Source organism: Burkholderia sp. PU8-34 (assembly GCF_053427725.1).
On record NZ_JBSAXC010000015.1, the window covers coordinates 1 to 19,760 of the forward strand.

Consider the following 19,760-nt stretch of genomic DNA (forward strand, 5'->3'; position numbering starts at 1 on the left):
GCGAGCGCAAGGGGGTTGGTGAAATAAATTTTACAGCTCCCGTGCGCTGCCGCGCACGGGGGCCTTTAGCAAGCTGACAGGCCTGATGTCAGGCTGCACGCGGCAGGCCCTCGACGGAACTCTCCATATAGGAAAGCAGATCGACACCCTGCTGCGCGCTTGACCTGTCAGCGATGCTTGAACACCGGCTTCCGCTTCTCGACGAACGCCGCCATCCCTTCCTTCTGGTCTTCGGTCGAGAACAACGAATGGAACAGCCGGCGCTCGAAATGCACACCCTCGGCCAGCGTCGATTCGTATGCACGGTTCACCGACTCCTTGACCATCATGACCGCCGGCAGCGAAAACTCGGCAATCGTCGCCGCAGCCGCGATCGCCTCGTCGAGCAGCTTGTCCGCCGGCAACACGCGCGACACCAGTCCCGCACGCTCGGCCTCCGCTGCATCCATGAACCGCGCAGTCAGGCACATGTCCATCGCCTTGGCCTTCGATACTGCGCGCGGCAAACGCTGCGTGCCGCCCGCACCCGGCATGATGCCGAGCTTGATCTCGGGCTGACCGAACTTCGCCGTGTCCGCCGCGAAGATGATGTCGCACATCATCGCCAGCTCGCAGCCGCCACCCAGCGCGAACCCGGCCACCGCCGCGATGATCGGCTTGCGAATCTGGCGGACGGTCTCCCAGTTCCGCGTGATGTATTCGCCCTTGTAGACATCCATATACGAATAGGTCGCCATCATGCCGATGTCCGCCCCGGCCGCAAACGCCTTCTCGCTCCCCGTCACGACGATCGCACCGATGCCTTCATCTGCATCGAATGCCGTCAGCGCCGCGCCCAGCTCGTCCATCAGCGCATCGTTCAGCGCATTCAGCGCCTTCGGCCGGTTCAGCGTAATGAGGCCGACACGACCTTGGGTCTCCACCAGGATGTTCTCGTAAGCCATCTATTTCTCCTCGCTCAATGAAATGAGAAACGCCTCGCACATGCGAATAATTTGATGCTACCATTCTCCGACCAACCGGTCGGTTAATTAATCGATTCGATCCCCCTCAACGTCTATCAGGCCGCGCCATGACCCACCCACTGTTCACGAAGCACGAAGACACGCTGAAGCACGCACTCGCCGCCATCGAGAGCCGCGGCTACTGGAGCCCGTTCGTCGAAATGCCGAGCCCCAAAGTGTACGGGGAAAGTGCGAATGCCGATGGGGAAGCCGCGTTCAAGTCGCACCTCGACAAGACCTTCGTGCTCGATCAGCCGGCGTCCGGCGAGACGGTCGGCGCCGAGCGGTCGCCGTACGGCTTCGGACTCGGCGTGCGGTACCCGCAGTCGACGCCCGACGCGCTGATCGCGGCAGCCGCCGCAGCCCAGCCGACGTGGCGCGAGGCCGGGCCGACCGCGTGGATCGGCGTCAGCATGGAAATCCTCGCGCGCCTGAATCGCGCCAGCTTCGAGGTCGCCTATAGCGTGATGCACACGACCGGTCAGGCGTTCATGATGGCGTTCCAGGCCGGCGGCCCGCACGCCCAGGACCGCGCGCTCGAAGCGGTTGCGTACGCGTGGGACGAGCTTCGTCGCATCCCCGGCGATGCACACTGGGAAAAACCGCAGGGCAAGAACCCGCCGCTCGCGATGCACAAGCGCTACATGATCGTCCCGCGCGGCACCGGCCTCGTGCTCGGCTGCTGCACGTTCCCCACGTGGAACGGCTACCCGGGCCTCTTCGCCGATCTGGCAACGGGCAACACGGTCATCGTCAAGCCGCACCCCGGTGCGATCCTGCCGCTCGCGATCACCGTCCGCATCGCACGCGACGTGCTGCGCGAAGCCGGCTTCGACCCGAACGTCGTGACGCTCCTCGCGACCGAGCCGAATGACGGCGCGCTCGTGCAGGACCTCGCGCTTCGCCCGGAAATCAAGCTGATCGACTTCACGGGCAGCACGCAGAACGGCACGTGGCTCGAGCGGCACGCTCACCAGGCGCAGGTCTATACCGAAAAGGCCGGCGTCAACCAGATCGTGATCGATTCCGCAGACGATCTGAAGGCCGTCGCGAAGAACATCGCGTTCTCGCTGTCGCTGTACTCCGGCCAGATGTGCACGGCGCCGCAGAACATCTACGTGCCGCGCGAAGGGATCCGGACCGCTGACGGCCACGTGAGCTTCGACGACGTCGCACAGGCGATCGCCGTTGCGGTCCAGAAGCTGACCGGCGACCCGGCGCGCTCGGTCGAACTCATCGGCGCGATCCAGAACGACGGCGTGACCGCGCGAATCGACGAGGCCCGCAAGCTCGGCCGCGTGCTCGCCGACAGCCAGACGCTGCAACACCCGGTGTTCGCCGATGCGCGCGTGCGCACGCCGCTCGTGCTCCAGCTCGATGTCGCCGACCGCGAAAAATTCACGCAAGAGTGGTTCGGCCCGATCTCGTTCGTCATCGCGACCGACTCGACGGCCCAGTCGCTCGATCTCGCCGGCGAGATCTCAGCCGGGCACGGCGCGCTCACGCTTTCCGTCTACAGCACCGATGATGCAGTGATCGATGCGGCGCACGACGCCGCGGTGCGTGGTGGCGTCGCACTGTCCATCAATCTGACGGGCGGCGTGTTCGTCAACCAGTCCGCCGCGTTCTCGGACTTCCACGGCACCGGCGCCAATCCGGCGGCCAACGCGGCACTGGCCGACGCGGCGTTCGTCGCCAACCGGTTCCGCGTCGTGCAGAGCCGTGTCCATGTTGCGCCGAAAGCCGCACCCGCGGAAGCTGGCCAAACGGCATAACCCGTACGGCCGACGTGCAATCGTCCCACCGTCCTCTACCATGAACGAATCCGCCACCCGGCGGGTTCGTTTTTCACCGATACGCCCATGACTGACGCCTACATCTGCGACGCGATTCGCACCCCCATCGGCCGCTACGGCGGCGCACTGAAAGACGTTCGAGCCGACGATCTCGGCGCGGTGCCGATCAAGGCGCTGATCGAACGCAACCGCGGAGTCGACTGGTCCGCGGTCGACGACGTGCTGTATGGCTGTGCGAACCAGGCCGGCGAGGACAACCGCAACGTCGCACGCATGTCCGCGCTGCTGGCCGGCCTGCCGACCACCGTGCCGGGCACGACGCTCAACCGCCTGTGCGGCTCCGGGATGGACGCGGTCGGCTCCGCCGCACGCGCGATCAAGTCCGGCGAGGCACGGTTGATGATTGCCGGCGGCGTCGAGAGCATGACGCGCGCACCATTCGTGATGGGCAAGTCGGCAACGGCATTCGCACGGCAGGCCGACATTTTCGATACGACGATCGGCTGGCGCTTCATCAATCCGCGGATGAAGCAGCAATACGGTGTCGATTCGATGCCGGAAACGGCCGAGAACGTCGCAACCGACTACAACATCAACCGCGCCGACCAGGACCTGTTCGCGCTGCGCAGCCAGCAGAAGGCCGCGCGTGCGCAGCAGGACGGCACGCTCGCCGAGGAAATCGTGCCCGTGACGATTCCGCAAAAGAAAGGCGATCCACTCGTCGTCGCGCTCGACGAGCATCCGCGCGAGACATCGCTCGAAGCGCTCGCGAAGCTGAAGGGCGTCGTGCGCGCCGACGGCACGGTGACGGCCGGCAATGCGTCAGGCGTCAACGACGGCGCATGCGCCCTTCTGCTCGCCAATGCCGAAGCGGCCGACCAGTACGGGCTGCGCCGCCGCGCGCGCGTGATCGGCATGGCGACCGCAGGCGTCGAACCTCGCGTGATGGGCATCGGCCCGGCGCCCGCCGCCCAGAAACTGCTGCGCCAGCTCGGCATGACGATCGATCAATTCGACGTGATCGAACTGAACGAGGCATTCGCATCGCAAGGGCTCGCGGTGATGCGGATGCTCGGCATCGCAGACGACGACTCCCGCGTGAACCCGAACGGCGGCGCCATTGCGCTCGGCCATCCGCTTGGCGCATCCGGCGCACGGCTCGTCACCACGGCGCTTCATCAGCTGGAACGCACCGGCGGACGTTTCGCGCTCTGTACGATGTGCATCGGCGTGGGCCAAGGCATCGCCCTCGCGATCGAGCGGGTGTAATCGACGCTGCGACGCTGCCGCACGCCCCGCCTAATAACCGAGTCATGAAGGAGACACTGCATGTCATATCAGGCAATTCAGCTGGATATCGATCAAGTCGCTCATGTGGCCACGATCACCCTCAACCGGCCGGACAAGCTGAACAGCTTCACGCGGTCGATGCACCGCGAGCTGCAATCGGCGCTGGATGAAATCGAAGGCAGCGGCGTGCGCGCGCTGATCCTGACAGGCGCGGGGCGCGGCTTCTGCGCGGGGCAGGACCTGGCCGATCTCGACGTCACTCCCGGTGCATCGACCGATCTCGGCACGCTGATCGACGAGCACTTCAATCCGCTGATCCGGCGTCTGCAACGGCTGCCGATGCCGGTAATCGCCGCCGTCAACGGCACGGCCGCCGGGGCCGGCGCCAACCTCGCGCTCGCCTGCGACCTCGTGCTGGCCGCACGCTCGAGCAGCTTCATCCAGGCCTTCGTGAAGATCGGGCTCGTCCCGGATTCCGGCGGCACCTGGTTCCTGCCGCAGCGCGTCGGGATGGCACGCGCGCTCGGCCTCGCGCTGACCGGCGACAAGCTGAGCGCCGAACAGGCCGAGCAATGGGGCCTGATCTGGCGCACCATCGACGACGACGCACTCGCTGCGAACGCCCGGCAACTTGCCGCGCAGCTCGCACAGCAGCCGACCCTGGCCATCGCCTCAATCAAGCAGGCGATGCGCGAGAGCGTCACGCAGACACTCGATCGGCAGCTCGACCTCGAACGCGACCTGCAGCGCAAGCTCGGCCAGTCGCACGATTACGCGGAAGGTGTCCAGGCATTCATCGAGAAACGCGCGCCGCGCTTCGAGGGACGCTGACATGAGCCAGCCCATCGAAGCCCGCAGCCCCGAAGCACTCGCACAGGCCACGGCGCAGGCCATGTACGACGCGGACGCATGCAGCCGCGCGCTCGGCATGGAACTCGACGAAGTGCGCCCCGGCTACGCGCGCCTGCGCATGCCGGTGCGTCCGGATTTCCTGAACGGCCATCAGATCTGTCACGGCGGGCTCATCTTCACGCTCGCCGACTCGACATTCGCGTTCGCGTGCAATTCGTACAACCTCAACACCGTCGCGGCCGGCTGTTCGATCGAATACCTGCGCCCGGTGCACGGCGGCGACGTACTGACCGCCGAGGCGATCGAACAGACGCGCAACGGCCGATACGGCATCTACGACATTCGCGTCACGAATCGGGCCGGCGAAACGGTCGCGATGTTCCGCGGCAAATCCGCCCAGATCAAGGGCACGGTCATTCCGGAAGACCGCTGACGCCACGGCTCGCACATAACAAATACTGGAGACACACATGACTACCCCGCTTCCGCTCGAGCCGATCGAGACCGCGACCCGTGACGAGCTGACCGCGCTGCAGCTCGAACGTCTCAAGTGGTCGCTCCGGCATGCGTACGAGCATTCCCCGGTCTATCGCCGCAAGTTCGACGAAGCGGGCGTGCATCCGGACGACCTGAAGTCGCTCGCCGACCTGTCCCGCTTCCCGTTCACGACCAAAGGCGACCTGCGCGACAGCTATCCGTTCGGCATGTTCGCCGTGCCGCAGGATCAGATTTCCCGCATCCATGCCTCGTCGGGCACGACCGGCAAGCCGACGGTCGTCGGCTACACCGCGCGCGATATCGACACGTGGGCGAATCTCGTCGCCCGCTCGATCCGCGCCGCCGGCGCGCGTCAAGGCGACAAGGTTCACGTCAGCTACGGCTACGGGCTGTTCACCGGCGGACTCGGCGCGCATTACGGCGCGGAACGCGCAGGGCTGACCGTGATCCCGTTCGGCGGCGGACAGACCGAGAAACAGGTGCAGCTGATCCAGGATTTCCGTCCGGACATCATCATGGTGACGCCAAGCTACATGCTGTCGATCGCCGATGAATTCGAGCGGCAGGGCCTCGATCCCGCGCAATGCTCGCTGCGCATCGGCATCTTCGGCGCAGAGCCGTGGACCAACGACATGCGTGTCGCGATCGAACGCCGCATGGGGATCGACGCCGTCGACATCTACGGGCTGTCGGAAGTGATGGGCCCGGGCGTCGCGTCCGAATGCGTCGAGACGAAGGATGGCCCGACGATCTGGGAAGACCATTTCTACCCGGAGATCATCGACCCGGAAACCGGCGAAGTGCTGCCCGATGGCGAACTCGGCGAACTCGTGTTCACGTCGCTGACAAAGGAAGCGCTGCCGATCATCCGCTACCGGACGCGTGACCTGACGCGTCTGCTGCCGGGTACGGCCCGTACGATGCGCCGGATGGAAAAGATCACCGGCCGCTCGGACGACATGATGATCGTGCGCGGCGTGAACGTATTCCCGACACAGATCGAGGAACAGCTGCTCAAGCAGCGCGCGCTCGCACCGCACTACCAGATCGTGCTGACGAAGGAAGGCCCGCTCGACGTGCTGACGCTGAACGTCGAACCCTGCCCCGAGACTGCGCCGGACACCGCGACGATCGACGCCGCAAAGCGAGCGCTCGCGCACGACATCAAGGCGATGATCGGCGTGACCGCGGTGATCAACGTGCTGCCGGTCAACGGCATCGAACGTTCCGTCGGCAAGGCGCGACGGGTCGTCGACAAGCGCAAGGGCTGACGGCCAACCTGCCCGGCAGCCACCCGCCGGCAATGCGCGCCGCAAAAGAACACAGCCCGGTCAGCGAAAGCTGAGCGGGCTGCATCGGTCACGCTGTCCCACCGTCCGGCCGCTCGATTCGACACGGCATGGGCGCGGCGATCGGGTCGCCGAAGGCCCGCCTCACCGCGAAACGGCGCACCTCGTCACACGGACACGCGCCAGGCGCCGCGCGTTGCGTCAGCCGCAAGCACGCGCACGCCCCGCATCACGAATTCGGAAACAGCAGCCACATCCGGCCGATCTGCTTCATCCGCCCCGCCTGATCGCCGGCGTCATCCCCAAGTCCCCAGAAATAATCGGCCCGCACACCGCCCTTGATCGCGGTGCCCGTATCCTGCGCGAACACGAGGCGGTTCATCGGCGTATTGCTCAGCGGACGCGTCGTCTGCAGGAAGACCGGCGTGCCGAGCGGAATCGACGACGGATCGACCGCGATCGAACGCTCGGGCGTGAGCGGCACGCCGAGCGCGCCGACCGGACCGTCCGAGCCGCCGTGCGGCACGTCCTCCTTCGACGGCATCTCGCGGAAGAACACGAACCGGGGGTTCGTGTCGAGCAACGCATCCACACGGGTCGGATTCGCCTTCGCCCATGCCTTGATGCCCTGCATCGTCGCCTGGGCGGGCGTCAGCTCGCCGCGATCGAGCAGCCACTTGCCGATCGAGCGGTACGGCTGGTTGTTGGTGCCGCCGTAGCCGACGCGCATCACCGAGCCGTCGTCGAGCAGCACCCGTCCGGAGCCCTGCACCTGCAGGAAGAACGCCTCGATCGGATCGTCGACCCACACGAGTTCGTTGCCGTTCAGGACACCCGCACGCTCGAGCTGCGCGCGCGCCGGCAGCGCGGAGCCGGCCCGATAGCCGGCCGGCCAGCGATACAGCGCAGTTTGATACGGCCCGCGCCGCACGCGCGAACCGTGCAGCAGCGGCTCGTAGTAGCCGGTGACGAGCCCGTCGAGCGTGCCGTCGCTGTTCGCGAACTGGAACGGCGTGAAATACGCTTCGAAGAACGCTCGGGCACTGCTGACGTCGAGCTCGTCGAGCCGTTCCGCCGCTGCACAGGCACGCCGCCATGTCGGCTGCCGCGCAAGCCGCGCGCAGTTCTGCCGCAGCGCGGCCGTCGCGCCGATCAGCGAATCGTCCTGCCAGCCCGGCACCTGCTGCCAGGCGACCGGCGTCAGCCGCGTGGCGGCGACCTGCCCCGGCACGATCGCGGCGCCGGTCGGCGGATTCATGGAGGAAGTCCGCGTCGGCGTGCCGCCGCACGCGGCGAGCAGCGCCGCCGTCGCGACTGCCGCCGCCCACCCGGTCAGCCGGGGCCCAAACCACATACAATGTCCGTTCTTGATGGAAACCGCCATGTCAGATCTTCTCGACCAATATCCGATGCTCATCTTCGCGCTGGAAGCGTTCCTGGCGCTCGCCCTGCTGATCTTCATCGTCGCGTGGACAGCCTCGGGCAGGAAAAAGCACGCACGCAACAACGACCGTCAGCCGCGCTGATTCCACCGCATCGGCACGCTCAATGCAGCGTGCGCGGCATGTGCAGCGCGAACTCGTCGATCGGCGCCTCGAAGCGCCCGCCGTCCTCCGCCACGCAGAAATACGCGCCGCGCATCGTGCCGACCGGCGTCGCGATCACCGCCCAGCTCGTGTATTCGAACTGTTCGCCCGGCTGCAGCAGCGGCTGGTGGCCGACGACGCCGAGCCCCTTCACTTCCTGCACGTGACTCTCGCTGTCCGTGATGACCCAGTGGCGTGCGATCAGCTGCGCCGCGACCTGCCCCGTATTGCGAATCGTCAGCGTGTACGCGAATGCGTATTGACGGCGTTCGGGGTCGGATTGTTCCGGCAAATAACTGGTTTTCACCGAAACGGTGAACTGATACTGACTCATGGTGGTTCCGCTGGGGTGGTGACCGGCCCGCGCCTGCTTCGCGCGACGCCGGGCCGCGGACGCGCCGCTTTGGTTCGGCATTCTGCTTGATGCAGCACCGGCCCGCAACCGCGCGCACGGCCGCCCCCCGGCGGTAGAATGGCGGTTTTGCGCCGCAGCGTCCCCGCTCCTCAGTCATGACCCAATTCCGCATCGCTCCCAGCATCCTGTCGGCCGACTTCGCACGGCTCGGCGAAGAAGTCCGCAACGTGGTCGCCGCCGGCGCCGACTGGATCCACTTCGACGTGATGGACAACCATTACGTCCCGAACCTGACGATCGGCCCGCTCGTCTGCGAGGCGATCCGCCCGCACGTGCAGGTGCCGATCGACGTGCACCTGATGGTGCGCCCGGTCGACCGGATCGTGCCCGATTTCGCGAAGGCGGGCGCGAACCTGATCAGCTTCCACCCGGAAGGCTCCGACCACATCGACCGCACGCTGTCGCTGATCCGCGATCACGGCTGCAAGGCCGGCCTCGTGTTCAACCCGGCGACGCCGCTGAACTATCTCGACTACGTGATGGATCGCCTCGACTTCGTGCTGCTGATGTCGGTCAACCCGGGTTTCGGCGGCCAGTCCTTCATTCCGGAAACGCTGAACAAGCTGCGCGAGACACGCGCGCGCATCGATGCGTACACCGAGCGCACGGGCCGCGAGATCCTGCTCGAAGTGGACGGCGGCGTGAAGACCGACAACATCGCGGAGATCGCCGCCGCCGGCGCCGACACGTTCGTCGCGGGTTCGGCGATCTTCGGCAAGCCCGACTACCGCAAGGTGATCGACGAGATGCGCAGCCAGCTCGCGACCGTCAAGCAGAGCTGACGCCATGACTGACTCGCAACTGGCCGGGCGCGAGCCGGTCGCACCTAAGCCGGCCGCGCCTGAGCCGGCCGCACCTAAGCCGGCCGCGCCGATCCGCTTCGCCGCGTCGCGCATCGACGCGGCGCTGATCGATCTCGACGGCACGATGGTCGATACCGCCGACGATTTCACCGCGGGCCTGAACGGCATGCTGGCGCAACTCGACGCGCCGGCAACGTCGCGCGACGAAGTGATCGGCTATGTCGGCAAGGGCTCCGAGCACCTGATCCAGAGCGTGCTGAAGCCGCGCTTCACGGCAGACGACGCGCGCGCGCGCTTCGACGACGCGCTCGCGATCTACCAGGCCGAGTACGCGAAGATCAACGGCCGCCACGCGCGTCTCTACCCGGACGTCGCGGCCGGCCTCGACGCGCTGCGCGACGCGGGCGTGAAGCTCGCATGCGTAACCAACAAGCCGCACCGCTTCGCGATCGAGCTGCTCGAGCAGTACGGGCTGATCGACCGTTTCGGCATCGTGCTCGGCGGCGACAGCGTGCCACGCAAGAAACCCGATCCGCTGCCGATGCTGACCGCGTGCGACGCGCTGGGCATCGCGCCGGACGCGGCGGTCGCGATCGGCGATTCGGAAAACGACGCGCTCGCGGGCCGCGCGGCGGGCATGGCGACGCTGACGGTGCCGTACGGCTACAACCATGGCAAGGCTATACAAACGATAAATTCGGATGGTATAGTCGGCTCGTTGCTGGTCGCAGCCCGCGCGATCGCCGCGCACAACGCCGGCCAGCCAACCGTCTGATCTAATTCTTCCATCCGCATGTTTCTGAATAAAAAACGGAGTCTGAGCAGCATCGACCGGGGAGCCTGGCCCTGGCGTCGCTGGTCGCGCTAACCTCGATGAGGTACGCTGAAGCACGTCTTCAGCGCCGTTTTTTATCTCGCTGCGCATCCGCGCGCCGATCGCCGCTTCACCTGCCGCATGACCGCATCCGGACCTGTTCGTTCAGGGCCGGCCGCAGGCACATGAACGACGTTCGCGTCCGGGCCGCGCCCGCCGGCAGGCACACCACGTTCGACCGCCCTTCAGCCGACGGCAGCTCGCGCAGCACCCCGTGATCCCCGGCGCATTCCGCCGCTCGTCCCGAACAGGACCGGAACATGACTGAACTCGAATTCCAATCGCTCGCGAACGAAGGCTATAACCGCATCCCGCTGATCGCGGAAGCCCTGGCCGACCTCGAAACGCCGCTGTCCCTCTACCTGAAACTGGCGCAGCCGGAACGCAGCGGCGCCAATTCGTTCCTGCTCGAATCGGTGGTCGGCGGCGAACGCTTCGGCCGCTATTCGTTCATCGGCCTGCCGGCGCGTACGCTGCTGCGCACGCGCAACGGCATCTCCGAAGTCGTGCGCGACGGTCAGGTCGTCGAAACGCACGACGGCGACCCGTTCGAATTCATCGCCGCGTTCCAGGCGCGTTTCAAGGTTGCGCAGCGCCCCGGCCTGCCGCGCTTCTGCGGCGGCCTCGCCGGTTATTTCGGCTACGACGCGGTGCGCTACATCGAGAAGAAGCTCGCGCACACCGCGCCCCGCGACGATCTCGGCCTGCCCGACATCCAGCTGCTGCTGACCGAGGAAGTCGCGGTGATCGACAACCTCGCCGGCAAGCTGTACCTGATCATCTATGCCGACCCGGGCCAGCCGGAGGCCTACACGAAGGCGAAGCAGCGACTGCGCGAACTGAAGCAGCGGCTGCGCGCGACCGTGCAGCCACCCGTCACGTCGGCGAGCGTGCGCACCGAGACGTTCCGCGAGTTCAAGAAGGAAGACTATCTGGCCGCCGTGCGCCAGGCGAAGGAATACATCGCGGCCGGCGAGCTGATGCAGATCCAGGTCGGCCAGCGCCTGACGAAGCCGTATCGCGACAACCCGCTGTCGCTGTACCGCGCGTTGCGCTCGCTGAATCCGTCGCCGTACATGTATTACTACAACTTCGGCGATTTCCACGTGGTCGGTGCATCGCCGGAAATCCTCGTGCGCCAGGAAAAGCGCGGCGACGACCAGATCGTCACGATCCGCCCGCTCGCCGGCACGCGGCCGCGCGGCAACACGCCTGAACGTGATGCGGAGCTCGCAACCGAACTGCTCAACGATCCGAAGGAAATCGCCGAGCACGTGATGCTGATCGACCTCGCACGCAACGACGTCGGCCGCATCGCGGAAATCGGCTCGGTGCAGGTGACCGACAAGATGGTCATCGAAAAGTACTCGCACGTGCAGCACATCGTCAGCTCGGTCGAAGGCAAGCTGAAGCCAGGCATGACGAACTACGACGTGCTGCGCGCGACGTTCCCGGCGGGCACGCTGTCCGGCGCGCCTAAGGTGCGCGCGATGGAGCTGATCGACGAACTCGAGCCGATCAAGCGCGGGCTGTACGGCGGCGCAGTCGGCTACCTGTCGTTCTCCGGCGAGATGGATCTCGCGATCGCGATCCGCACGGGCCTGATCCACAACGGCAACCTGTACGTGCAAGCGGCGGCCGGCGTCGTCGCGGATTCGGTGCCCGAATCCGAATGGCAAGAGACCGAAAACAAGGCGCGCGCGGTGCTGCGTGCGGCCGAACAGGTCCAAGACGGCCTCGACAGCGACTTCTGACCGGAGACTGACCATGCTGCTCATGATCGACAATTACGACTCGTTCACCTACAACCTGGTCCAGTACTTCGGCGAGCTGGGCGAGGACGTACACACCTATCGCAACGACGAAATCACGCTCGACGAGATTGCGCGCCTGAACCCCGCTGCGATCTGCCTGTCGCCCGGGCCGAGCAATCCGCAGCACGCGGGGATCACGCTCGACGTGCTGCGCGAATTCGCGGGCAAGAAGCCGATCCTCGGCGTGTGCCTCGGCCACCAGGCGATCGGCGAAGCGTTCGGCGGCCGCGTCGTGCGCGCGAAGACCATCATGCACGGCAAGGTGAGCCGGATCGAAACCGACTGCCGCGGCGTGTTCGCCGACCTGCCGAAGCATTTCGACGTCACGCGCTACCACTCGCTCGCGATCGAGCGCGAATCGCTGCCCGACTGTCTCGAGATTTCCGCGTGGACCGAAGACGGCGAGATCATGGGCGTGCGCCACAAGACGCTGCCGATCGAAGGCGTGCAGTTCCATCCGGAATCGATCCTGTCCCAGCACGGCCATGCACTGCTCGAAAACTTCCTGAAAGAGACGCGCGCAGCCGCCGCGCACACCGCCTGACCGGAGCCTCACGATGACGATCACCCCACAGGAAGCGCTGCAGCGCACGATCGAGCACCGCGAGATCTTCCACGACGAGATGCTGCACCTGATGCGGCTCATCATGCGCGGCGACATGTCGCCGGTGATGGCGGCCGCGATCATCACCGGGCTGCGCGTGAAGAAGGAGACGATCGGCGAGATCGCCGCCGCCGCGACCGTGATGCGCGAATTCGCGAACCATGTCGACGTGCAGGACAACTCGAACTTCGTCGACATCGTCGGCACCGGCGGCGACGGCTCGCACACGTTCAACATCTCGACCGCGTCGATGTTCGTCACCGCGGCGGCCGGTGCGAAGGTCGCAAAGCATGGCAACCGCGGCGTGTCGAGCAAGTCCGGCAGCGCCGACGTGCTCGAGGCGCTCGGCGTCAACATCGACCTGCAGCCGGACCAGGTCGCCGCGTCGATCGCCGAAACGGGCATGGGCTTCATGTTCGCGCCGAACCATCACCCGGCGATGAAGAACATCGCGGCGGTGCGCCGCGAGCTCGGCGTGCGGACGATCTTCAACATCCTCGGCCCGCTGACCAACCCGGCCGGCGCACCGAACCAGCTGATGGGCGTGTTTCACCCGGACCTCGTCGGCATCCAGGTGCGCGTGATGCAGCGCCTCGGCGCGCAGCACGTGCTCGTCGTGTACGGCAAGGACGGGATGGACGAGGTGTCGCTCGGCGCCGCGACGCTCGTCGGCGAACTGCGCGACGGCCAGGTGCACGAATACGAGATCCATCCGGAGGATTTCGGCCTGCAGATGGTGTCGAACCGCACGCTGAAGGTGGAAAATGCGGACGAATCGCGCGTGATGCTGCTCGGCGCGCTCGACAACCAGCCGGGCGTCGCGCGCGAGATCGTCACGCTGAACGCGGGCACCGCGCTGTATGCGGCGAACGTCGTCGCGTCGATCGCCGACGGCATCCAGCTCGCCCGCGAGGCCATCGCGAGCGGCAAGGCGCGCGCGAAGGTCGACGAGCTGGTGCGCTTCACGCAGCAATTCAAGCGCTGACGCGCCCTTTCGAACCCGAATCAAGCACGAGACTCACATGAGCGACATTCTCGAACGAATCATTGCCGTCAAGCGCGAAGAAGTCGCGGCGGCCATGCGCAGCACGCCGCTCGAGGCGTTGAAGCTGGACGCGTCCGCGCGCGACCTGCGCGACTTCGTCGGCGCACTGCGCGCGAAGCACGCGGCCGGCCAGGCGGCCGTCATTGCGGAAGTCAAGAAGGCCAGCCCGTCGAAGGGCGTGCTGCGCGAGCACTTCGTGCCGGCCGACATCGCCCGCTCGTACGCGTCGCACGGCGCCGCGTGCCTGTCGGTGCTGACCGACGAGCAGTTCTTCCAGGGCAGCGTCCGCTATCTCGAGGAAGCGCGCGCGGCCTGCACGCTGCCGGTGCTGCGCAAGGACTTCATCGTCGATGCGTACCAGATCCTCGAAGCGCGCGCGATGGGCGCCGACGCGATCCTGCTGATCGCCGCCGCGCTCGACACGCCGCTGATGCAGGATCTCGAAGCGTATGCGCATTCGCTCGGGCTTGCGGTGCTGGTCGAAGTGCACGACCGCAACGAGATGGAGCAGGCGCTCACGCTGAAGACGCCGCTGCTCGGCATCAACAACCGCAACCTGCGCACGTTCGAGACGTCGCTCCAGACGACGCTCGACATGCTCGACATGATTCCGCAGGACCGCATCGTCGTGACCGAATCGGGCATCCTGTCGCGCATCGACGTCGACACGATGCGCGCGGCGAACGTGAACACGTTCCTCGTCGGCGAAGCGTTCATGCGCGCCGAGCAACCGGGCGCCGAACTCGCACGGATGTTCTTCTGATGGCGATCGAGAAGGAAATCAAGCTCGCGCTGCCGGCCGGCCAGGCCGACGCGGCGCGGCAATTCTTCGCGACGCTGACGGGCGAACCGGGCCGCGAGATTACGCTCGCGAACGTCTATTACGACACGCCCGATCTCGCGCTCGCCCGCTCGAAGAGCGCGGTGCGGGTGCGCCGCGCGCCGCACGGCTGGCTGCAGACGTTCAAGACGGTCGGCTCCGCGGAAGGCGGGCTGCATCGGCGTCACGAATGGGAGCTGCCCGTGGCCGGCGACGCGCTCGAGATCGACGCGCTCGTCGCCGCGTGCGACGTGCCGGACGCGGCCGCCGCGCTGCGTGACGCAGCGCCCGCGCTGCACGCGCTGTTCCGCACCGATTTCTCGCGCACGCTGTGGCGCATCGCGCACGGCGGCGCAATCATCGAAGCCGCGGTGGATCTCGGCGAGATCACCGTCGAGGCCGGCGACGCAACGCTCCGTGAACCGATCAGCGAAATCGAACTCGAATTGCTCGACGGCCCGGAAGCGGCGCTCGCGACGCTCGCCGCCGAGCTGCAGCAGTCGCTGCCCGGCCTCACCCCCGAAAACATCAGCAAAGCGCAGCGCGGCTACCGGCTGCGCGCGCAGTAATCACGCATGGCAACCCGCAAGACTTCCCGCGCGCCGCAACAGGCGTCGCTGTTCGACGATCCCGTGCCCGAGACGCCGGCCGAATCGACCCCATCCGCCGGATCGGCGGCACCTGTCGCCGCCGGCGCTACCCCGGCACGCGCAACCCCGGCGGCACCCGCCAGCACGCCGCGTGCGCAGGACGGCATCCTGCATCTCGCCGCGCAGTTCGACGCGCTGCCGGGTGCGTGGCGCGACGTCCTGAAGCCCTTCACCGACAGCGACGCATACGCACCGCTGTGCCGTTTCGTCGACGACGAGCGCGCGGCCGGCAAGACCGTCTATCCGGCCGACGTGTTCCGCGCGCTGCGGCTCACGAGCCCGGACGACGTGAAAGTCGTGATCCTCGGCCAGGACCCGTACCACGGCGACGACCGCGGCACGCCGCAGGCGCACGGCCTCGCGTTCTCGGTGCCGCCGGCGGTCCGCCCGCCGCCGTCGCTGCGCAACATCTTCAAGGAAATCGCCGCGAACTTCGGTCACGACACGCCGCGTCACGGCTGCCTCGACACATGGGCGCGCCAGGGCGTGCTGCTGCTCAACACCGTGCTGACGGTCGAACGCGGCGCGGCCGCGAGCCACGCGAAGCGCGGCTGGGAGCAATGCACGGACACGCTGATCCGCGAACTGGCGAACCGCCATCGCGGGCTAGTCTTCATGCTGTGGGGCGCGCACGCGCAGGCCAAGCGCGCGCTGTTCGATGCGAACGCGCATTGCGTACTCGAGGCGCCGCATCCGTCGCCGCTGTCCGCACACCGTGGCTTCCTCGGCTGCCGCCATTTCACGCTCGCGAACGACTACCTCGTGACGCAGGGCCGCGACGCGATCGACTGGCGCCTGCCGGACGAGGCCGAGATGCTCGCGTGAACGGCGGCCGGCGGGCGACCGGCGGGCACCCGCCACCGCTTCGCTTCGGTCACGAATGCAAAAACGCCGCGTACCTTTCCAGGTACGCGGCGTTTTTTTCGGCTGGGCGGACGGGCGCACCGCGCCCGACGCAACCTGCCTTATGCAGCAGCGATTGCCTCGCGTGCGCTGGCGAGCGCCGCGCTTTGCGCATCCGGCCCCAGGTTCAGGCCTTCCGCGTGAATGAAGTTCACGTCGGTCATGCCCAGGAAGCCGAGGAACGTACGCAGGTACGGCGTCTGGCTGTCGTTCGGCGTACCGAGGTACTTGCCGCCGCGCGCCGTCACCACGTGCACCTTCTTGCCCTTGATCAGGCCTTCCGGACCGTTCTCGGTGTAGCGGAACGTGACGCCGGCGCGGGCGATCCAGTCGAAGTACGTCTTCAGTTGCGACGACACGCCGAAGTTGTACATCGGTGCGCCGAGCACGACGATATCGGCAGCCTGCAGTTCGGCGATCAGCGCGTCGCTCTTCGCGACGATCGCATTCTGTTCCGCGCTGCGCTGGTCAGCCGGCGTGAAGAACGCGCCGAGCACCGATTCGTCGAGATGCGGCAGCGCATCCGTCAGCAGGTCGCGAACCACGACCTTCGCGCCGGGGTTCGATTGTTGCAGCTTTGCCGTGAGTTCGTTGGCCAGCAGCGTGGAATGCGCACCTTGCGAGCGCGCCGCGGAATTGATTTGCAGAATGGTCGTCATGTCAGGCTCCGGTTGGGTTGCGCTTCAGCAGCGCGAGTGACGCCATTGTGCGTGGTCGCGATATGCTGAAAAAGCAGGCTCAGGGCGACGGATTGTTGCAGCAGCAGAACGATGCTCGATCGCGCCCTGATTGCCGGAGCCTGTCCGTTCGGCCGCTCAGCCCTTCAGCCAGGCTTCGCGCGCCGTGCGCTGCGCCGCCGGCTTTGCTGCGGCGATGAACTTGTAGCGTGCGACCTCGGGGCCGTCGAGCTTCAGTTTCGCGGTCCGCAGCTCGTCGCGGCGGAAGGCATGGAGCTCGACCTTGTCGCCCGGCCGGTAGCGCGCGAGCAGCGCATCGAGGTTCCCGCCGGTCACCCGCAACCCGTCGAGTGCGATCAACGTGTCGCCGGCCGACAGCCCCGCGTGGTGTGCGGCGCCGTCTTCGTAGACCGCCGCCAGCGTGCAGTCCGCGCCGCCGCGCAGGCGCGCGCCGATCGTCGGCTTCGCGAGCGCACCGTTCGCGCCGAGGTCCGGTGCGAACGTCACGCCGAACGGCGCGAGCAGTTCGGCGAGCGGCAGGTCACGCGTGCCGTGTACCGCATCGGCGAACAGGCGGCCGAGCGCAACGCCGGTCGCTTCCTCGATCAGCGCGTCGACTTCGTCCTCGCCGACACCCGCCTGCTGACCGCGGTAGAAATCGCGGCCGTAGCGCTGCCAGAGCAGCCGCATCACGTCGTCGAGCGACTTGCGGTGGCGGGTCTGCGCGCGAATCGCGAGGTCGAACGCGAGCGCCACGAGCGAGCCTTTCTGGTAGTAGCTGACGATCGCGTTGGTCGCGTTCTCGTCCTGCCGGTAGTACTTGACCCACGCATCGAACGAGCTCTCGGCGACGCTCTGCTTCAAGCGCCCCGTGCCGCGCAGCACGCCGCCGATCGTACGGCCGAGCGCCGCGAAATATTCGTCCTGCGACATCAGCCCGCTGCGCACGAGCATCAGGTCGTCGTAATACGACGTGAAGCCTTCGAACAGCCACAGCAGCGACGTGTAGTTCTCCTGCGCCAGGTCGTACGGCACGAACGCCGCCGGCTTGATGCGCTTCACGTTCCACGTGTGGAAATACTCGTGGCTGCAGAGGCCGAGATACGTGCGATAGCCTTCCGACGTTTCCGGGCGCCCCGTCACCGGCAGATCGGTGCGGTTGCAGATCAGCGCGGTCGACGCGCGATGTTCGAGGCCGCCGTAGCCGTCACTGACCGCGAGCGTCATGAACACATAGCGATCCATCGGCGCCTTCTTCGACTTCGGCTCGAACAGCGCGATCTGCGCTTCGCATACGCGCTTCAGGTCCGTGCGGAGCCGTTCCATGTCGAGCTGCGTCACGCGCCCGGCGATCGCGATATCGTGCGGCACGCCGTGCGCGTCGAAAGTCGCGAGCGCGAATTCGCCGATCGTCACCGGATGGTCGGCCAGCTCGTCGTAGTTCGACGCACGATAGGCGCCGAATGCGTAGCGTTTCGTGCCGCGTGCCTCCGGCAATGCGGTCGCAACGCGCCACGAACGGAACGCAGCGCCCGCCGGCTTCGCGATCTCGACCTCGCACGGCGCGTCCTCGCGGCCGGCGACGCTCAGGAACACCGCGGTGCCGTTGAAGAAGCCGCCCGTGTCGTCGAGATACGCGGAGCGCACCGACAGATCCCATGCGTAGACGTCGTAGCGCAGCGTCAGCGCGCCCTTCACCGGCGCGGCCTGCCACGTGTGCTTGTCGGTCTTCGCGATCCGCACCTTGCGGCCGGCGTCGTTGAACGCCTGCAGCGTCACGATGTTGCGCGCGAACTCCCGCACGAGGTAGCTGCCCGGAATCCACACGGGCAGCGCGAACCGCTGGCCTTCGGGATCGGGATCGGCGACCGTCACGGACACTTCGAACAGGTGTGCGGCGAGATCTTTCGGGGCAATCGAATAGCGGATCGGCGTTTTCATCGTGGAGGTCGGTCGGGATTACGGCAGCAGAAACGACGAGAGGCGCCGGGCCGAAGCCCCGTGCGCCCCTCGCCGGCCGGGCCTTGCGGCCCGGCGCGTCAGTCGGTTACTTGTTCGAGGCGAGCGCCTGGTTCAGCTGCTCGGCGGACACCGCGCCCGGCAGGCGGCGGCCGTCCGGCAGGAAGATCGTCGGCGTGCCCGTGACGTTCATCCCGCGGCCGAGCGCGAGGTTCTTGTCGAGCGCGCTCGTGTCGCAGCTTGCGGCGTTCGTCGGCACACGATGGTCGAGCATCCAGCTCTCCCACGTCTTCGCGCGGTCGGTCGCGCACCAGATCGCCTTCGACTTCGCGGTCGAATCCGGCGACAGCACCGGATACAGGAACGTGTAGACGGTGACGTTGTCGACCGACTGCAGCGTCGTTTCGAGCTTCTTGCAGTAAGGGCAGTTCGGATCGGAGAACACGGCGATCTTGCGCGCGCCGTTGCCCTTGACGACCTTGATCGCGTTCGCGAGCGGCAGGCTCGCGAAATCGATCTTGTTGACCTCCGCGAGGCGCGCCTCGGTCAGGTTCTTGCGCGTTTTCGCGTCGACGAGATCGCCGAGCAGCACGTAGTCGCCCGACGCGTCGCTGTAGATGATCTGCGAGCCGAGGTTCACTTCATACAGGCCCGCGACCGGCGATTTCGACACGCTCTTGATCGGCGCGTCGCTGCCGAGACGGTCCTGCAGCGTCGCTTTCAGTTTGTCGGTGGTCTGGTCGGCCTGCGCGGTGCAGCCCAGCGTCGCCGCGGCGACGGCCAGCGCCAGCGACGCGATACGGATCGTTTTTTTCATCGAAATCTTCCTTCAGCTCAATCGGAGTGCACGGCACAGTGTACGCCGTAACGGAATCGTCTCC

The 19,760-nt window shown here is 66.7% G+C and carries 19 protein-coding genes and 1 pseudogene; 14 read left to right on the forward strand and 6 right to left on the reverse strand.

The window, feature by feature from the left end:
- Nucleotides 1-167: 167 nt before the first annotated feature.
- Nucleotides 168-944: an enoyl-CoA hydratase gene (locus tag ACV22Z_RS27510; RefSeq protein WP_448079428.1), complete on the reverse strand. Its 777-nt coding sequence runs from the start codon at nucleotides 942-944 to the stop codon at nucleotides 168-170.
- Nucleotides 945-1,072: 128 nt separating this feature from the next.
- Here ACV22Z_RS27510 and paaN point away from each other — a divergent pair, with 128 nt between their 5' ends.
- From paaN to paaK, 5 genes are all read left to right on the forward strand, one after another.
- Nucleotides 1,073-2,779 carry a phenylacetic acid degradation protein PaaN gene (gene paaN, locus ACV22Z_RS27515; RefSeq protein WP_448079429.1) on the forward strand — a complete coding sequence of 569 codons (1,707 nt, stop codon included), beginning with the start codon at nucleotides 1,073-1,075 and terminating at the stop codon, nucleotides 2,777-2,779.
- Between the two features lie 87 nt (nucleotides 2,780-2,866).
- Nucleotides 2,867-4,069: a 3-oxoadipyl-CoA thiolase gene (gene pcaF, locus ACV22Z_RS27520; protein WP_448079430.1), complete on the forward strand. Its 1,203-nt coding sequence runs from the start codon at nucleotides 2,867-2,869 to the stop codon at nucleotides 4,067-4,069.
- Nucleotides 4,070-4,129: 60 nt separating this feature from the next.
- The gene (paaG, locus tag ACV22Z_RS27525) at nucleotides 4,130-4,921 is read left to right on the forward strand and encodes a 2-(1,2-epoxy-1,2-dihydrophenyl)acetyl-CoA isomerase PaaG (protein WP_448079431.1); all 792 of its coding nucleotides are present in this window, start codon (nucleotides 4,130-4,132) and stop codon (nucleotides 4,919-4,921) included.
- A 1-nt stretch (nucleotide 4,922) separates the two neighbouring features.
- Nucleotides 4,923-5,375 carry a hydroxyphenylacetyl-CoA thioesterase PaaI gene (gene paaI / locus ACV22Z_RS27530; protein WP_448079432.1) on the forward strand — a complete coding sequence of 151 codons (453 nt, stop codon included), beginning with the start codon at nucleotides 4,923-4,925 and terminating at the stop codon, nucleotides 5,373-5,375.
- Nucleotides 5,376-5,412: 37 nt separating this feature from the next.
- Nucleotides 5,413-6,711: a phenylacetate--CoA ligase PaaK gene (gene paaK, locus ACV22Z_RS27535; RefSeq protein WP_448079433.1), complete on the forward strand. Its 1,299-nt coding sequence runs from the start codon at nucleotides 5,413-5,415 to the stop codon at nucleotides 6,709-6,711.
- Nucleotides 6,712-6,958: 247 nt separating this feature from the next.
- Here paaK and mltA read toward each other — a convergent pair whose 3' ends face one another.
- Both mltA and apaG read right to left on the reverse strand, forming a co-directional pair.
- Nucleotides 6,959-8,191, reverse strand: coding sequence for a murein transglycosylase A (gene mltA / locus ACV22Z_RS27540; RefSeq protein ID WP_448079434.1), 1,233 nt, complete (start codon nucleotides 8,189-8,191; stop codon nucleotides 6,959-6,961).
- Nucleotides 8,192-8,274: 83 nt separating this feature from the next.
- Nucleotides 8,275-8,649, reverse strand: a complete 375-nt coding sequence (gene apaG, locus ACV22Z_RS27545; RefSeq protein ID WP_448079435.1) for a Co2+/Mg2+ efflux protein ApaG — start codon at nucleotides 8,647-8,649, stop codon at nucleotides 8,275-8,277.
- On the opposite strand from apaG, the pseudogene ACV22Z_RS27550 reads away from it, so the two are divergent.
- The 9 genes and pseudogenes from ACV22Z_RS27550 (at nucleotide 8,575) to ACV22Z_RS27590 (ending at nucleotide 16,165) form a co-directional block, all read left to right on the forward strand.
- Nucleotides 8,575-8,786: pseudogene (locus tag ACV22Z_RS27550) on the forward strand (hypothetical protein). The gene apaG and the pseudogene ACV22Z_RS27550 sit on opposite strands and share 75 nt — an antisense overlap.
- A 39-nt stretch (nucleotides 8,787-8,825) precedes the next feature.
- Nucleotides 8,826-9,512, forward strand: coding sequence for a ribulose-phosphate 3-epimerase (gene rpe, locus ACV22Z_RS27555; protein ID WP_448079436.1), 687 nt, complete (start codon nucleotides 8,826-8,828; stop codon nucleotides 9,510-9,512).
- Nucleotides 9,513-9,516: 4 nt separating this feature from the next.
- Entirely contained in the window at nucleotides 9,517-10,308 is a 792-nt protein-coding gene (locus ACV22Z_RS27560) for a phosphoglycolate phosphatase (protein WP_448079437.1), read from the forward strand.
- Between the two features lie 359 nt (nucleotides 10,309-10,667).
- On the forward strand, nucleotides 10,668-12,161 hold the full coding sequence (trpE, locus tag ACV22Z_RS27565) for an anthranilate synthase component I (RefSeq protein WP_448079438.1): 1,494 nt from the start codon (nucleotides 10,668-10,670) through the stop codon (nucleotides 12,159-12,161).
- 13 nt (nucleotides 12,162-12,174) lie between these two features.
- Nucleotides 12,175-12,765, forward strand: coding sequence for an aminodeoxychorismate/anthranilate synthase component II (locus ACV22Z_RS27570; protein ID WP_448079439.1), 591 nt, complete (start codon nucleotides 12,175-12,177; stop codon nucleotides 12,763-12,765).
- A 13-nt stretch (nucleotides 12,766-12,778) separates the two neighbouring features.
- Nucleotides 12,779-13,810: an anthranilate phosphoribosyltransferase gene (trpD, locus tag ACV22Z_RS27575; RefSeq protein WP_448079440.1), complete on the forward strand. Its 1,032-nt coding sequence runs from the start codon at nucleotides 12,779-12,781 to the stop codon at nucleotides 13,808-13,810.
- 37 nt (nucleotides 13,811-13,847) lie between these two features.
- Entirely contained in the window at nucleotides 13,848-14,633 is a 786-nt protein-coding gene (gene trpC / locus ACV22Z_RS27580; RefSeq protein ID WP_448079441.1) for an indole-3-glycerol phosphate synthase TrpC, read from the forward strand.
- On the forward strand, nucleotides 14,633-15,259 hold the full coding sequence (locus ACV22Z_RS27585) for a CYTH domain-containing protein (RefSeq protein ID WP_448079442.1): 627 nt from the start codon (nucleotides 14,633-14,635) through the stop codon (nucleotides 15,257-15,259). The genes trpC and ACV22Z_RS27585 overlap by 1 nt, the downstream gene beginning before the upstream one ends.
- Nucleotides 15,260-15,265: 6 nt before the next feature.
- Nucleotides 15,266-16,165, forward strand: coding sequence for a uracil-DNA glycosylase (locus tag ACV22Z_RS27590; protein WP_448079443.1), 900 nt, complete (start codon nucleotides 15,266-15,268; stop codon nucleotides 16,163-16,165).
- Between the two features lie 140 nt (nucleotides 16,166-16,305).
- Here the strand turns inward: ACV22Z_RS27590 and ACV22Z_RS27595 are convergent, their stop codons facing one another.
- From ACV22Z_RS27595 to ACV22Z_RS27605, 3 genes are all read right to left on the reverse strand, one after another.
- Nucleotides 16,306-16,902 carry an FMN-dependent NADH-azoreductase gene (locus ACV22Z_RS27595; RefSeq protein ID WP_448079444.1) on the reverse strand — a complete coding sequence of 199 codons (597 nt, stop codon included), beginning with the start codon at nucleotides 16,900-16,902 and terminating at the stop codon, nucleotides 16,306-16,308.
- Between the two features lie 156 nt (nucleotides 16,903-17,058).
- A complete protein-coding gene (locus ACV22Z_RS27600; RefSeq protein ID WP_448079445.1) occupies nucleotides 17,059-18,861 on the reverse strand; it encodes a M61 family metallopeptidase in 1,803 nt (600 codons plus the stop codon).
- A 106-nt stretch (nucleotides 18,862-18,967) separates the two neighbouring features.
- The gene (locus ACV22Z_RS27605; protein WP_448079446.1) at nucleotides 18,968-19,696 is read right to left on the reverse strand and encodes a DsbC family protein; all 729 of its coding nucleotides are present in this window, start codon (nucleotides 19,694-19,696) and stop codon (nucleotides 18,968-18,970) included.
- Nucleotides 19,697-19,760 lie beyond the last annotated feature (64 nt).

Excerpts from the sequence above, each read along its gene's own strand:
- ACV22Z_RS27560 (WP_448079437.1), top strand. The coding sequence starts at position 9,517 with ATGACTGACTCGCAACTGGCCGGGCGCGAGCCGGTCGCACCTAAGCCG.
- paaI (WP_448079432.1), top strand. The coding sequence starts at position 4,923 with ATGAGCCAGCCCATCGAAGCCCGCAGCCCCGAAGCACTCGCACAGGCC.
- apaG (WP_448079435.1), bottom strand. The coding sequence starts at position 8,649 with ATGAGTCAGTATCAGTTCACCGTTTCGGTGAAAACCAGTTATTTGCCG.
- ACV22Z_RS27570 (WP_448079439.1), top strand. The coding sequence starts at position 12,175 with ATGCTGCTCATGATCGACAATTACGACTCGTTCACCTACAACCTGGTC.
- trpE (WP_448079438.1), top strand. The coding sequence starts at position 10,668 with ATGACTGAACTCGAATTCCAATCGCTCGCGAACGAAGGCTATAACCGC.
- ACV22Z_RS27600 (WP_448079445.1), bottom strand. The coding sequence starts at position 18,861 with ATGAAAACGCCGATCCGCTATTCGATTGCCCCGAAAGATCTCGCCGCA.
- ACV22Z_RS27510 (WP_448079428.1), bottom strand. The coding sequence starts at position 944 with ATGGCTTACGAGAACATCCTGGTGGAGACCCAAGGTCGTGTCGGCCTC.
- pcaF (WP_448079430.1), top strand. The coding sequence starts at position 2,867 with ATGACTGACGCCTACATCTGCGACGCGATTCGCACCCCCATCGGCCGC.
- ACV22Z_RS27605 (WP_448079446.1), bottom strand. The coding sequence starts at position 19,696 with ATGAAAAAAACGATCCGTATCGCGTCGCTGGCGCTGGCCGTCGCCGCG.
- mltA (WP_448079434.1), bottom strand. The coding sequence starts at position 8,191 with ATGAAGATCAGCAGGGCGAGCGCCAGGAACGCTTCCAGCGCGAAGATG.
- trpD (WP_448079440.1), top strand. The coding sequence starts at position 12,779 with ATGACGATCACCCCACAGGAAGCGCTGCAGCGCACGATCGAGCACCGC.
- paaG (WP_448079431.1), top strand. The coding sequence starts at position 4,130 with ATGTCATATCAGGCAATTCAGCTGGATATCGATCAAGTCGCTCATGTG.
- ACV22Z_RS27595 (WP_448079444.1), bottom strand. The coding sequence starts at position 16,902 with ATGACGACCATTCTGCAAATCAATTCCGCGGCGCGCTCGCAAGGTGCG.
- paaK (WP_448079433.1), top strand. The coding sequence starts at position 5,413 with ATGACTACCCCGCTTCCGCTCGAGCCGATCGAGACCGCGACCCGTGAC.
- ACV22Z_RS27585 (WP_448079442.1), top strand. The coding sequence starts at position 14,633 with ATGGCGATCGAGAAGGAAATCAAGCTCGCGCTGCCGGCCGGCCAGGCC.
- trpC (WP_448079441.1), top strand. The coding sequence starts at position 13,848 with ATGAGCGACATTCTCGAACGAATCATTGCCGTCAAGCGCGAAGAAGTC.
- rpe (WP_448079436.1), top strand. The coding sequence starts at position 8,826 with ATGACCCAATTCCGCATCGCTCCCAGCATCCTGTCGGCCGACTTCGCA.
- paaN (WP_448079429.1), top strand. The coding sequence starts at position 1,073 with ATGACCCACCCACTGTTCACGAAGCACGAAGACACGCTGAAGCACGCA.
- ACV22Z_RS27590 (WP_448079443.1), top strand. The coding sequence starts at position 15,266 with ATGGCAACCCGCAAGACTTCCCGCGCGCCGCAACAGGCGTCGCTGTTC.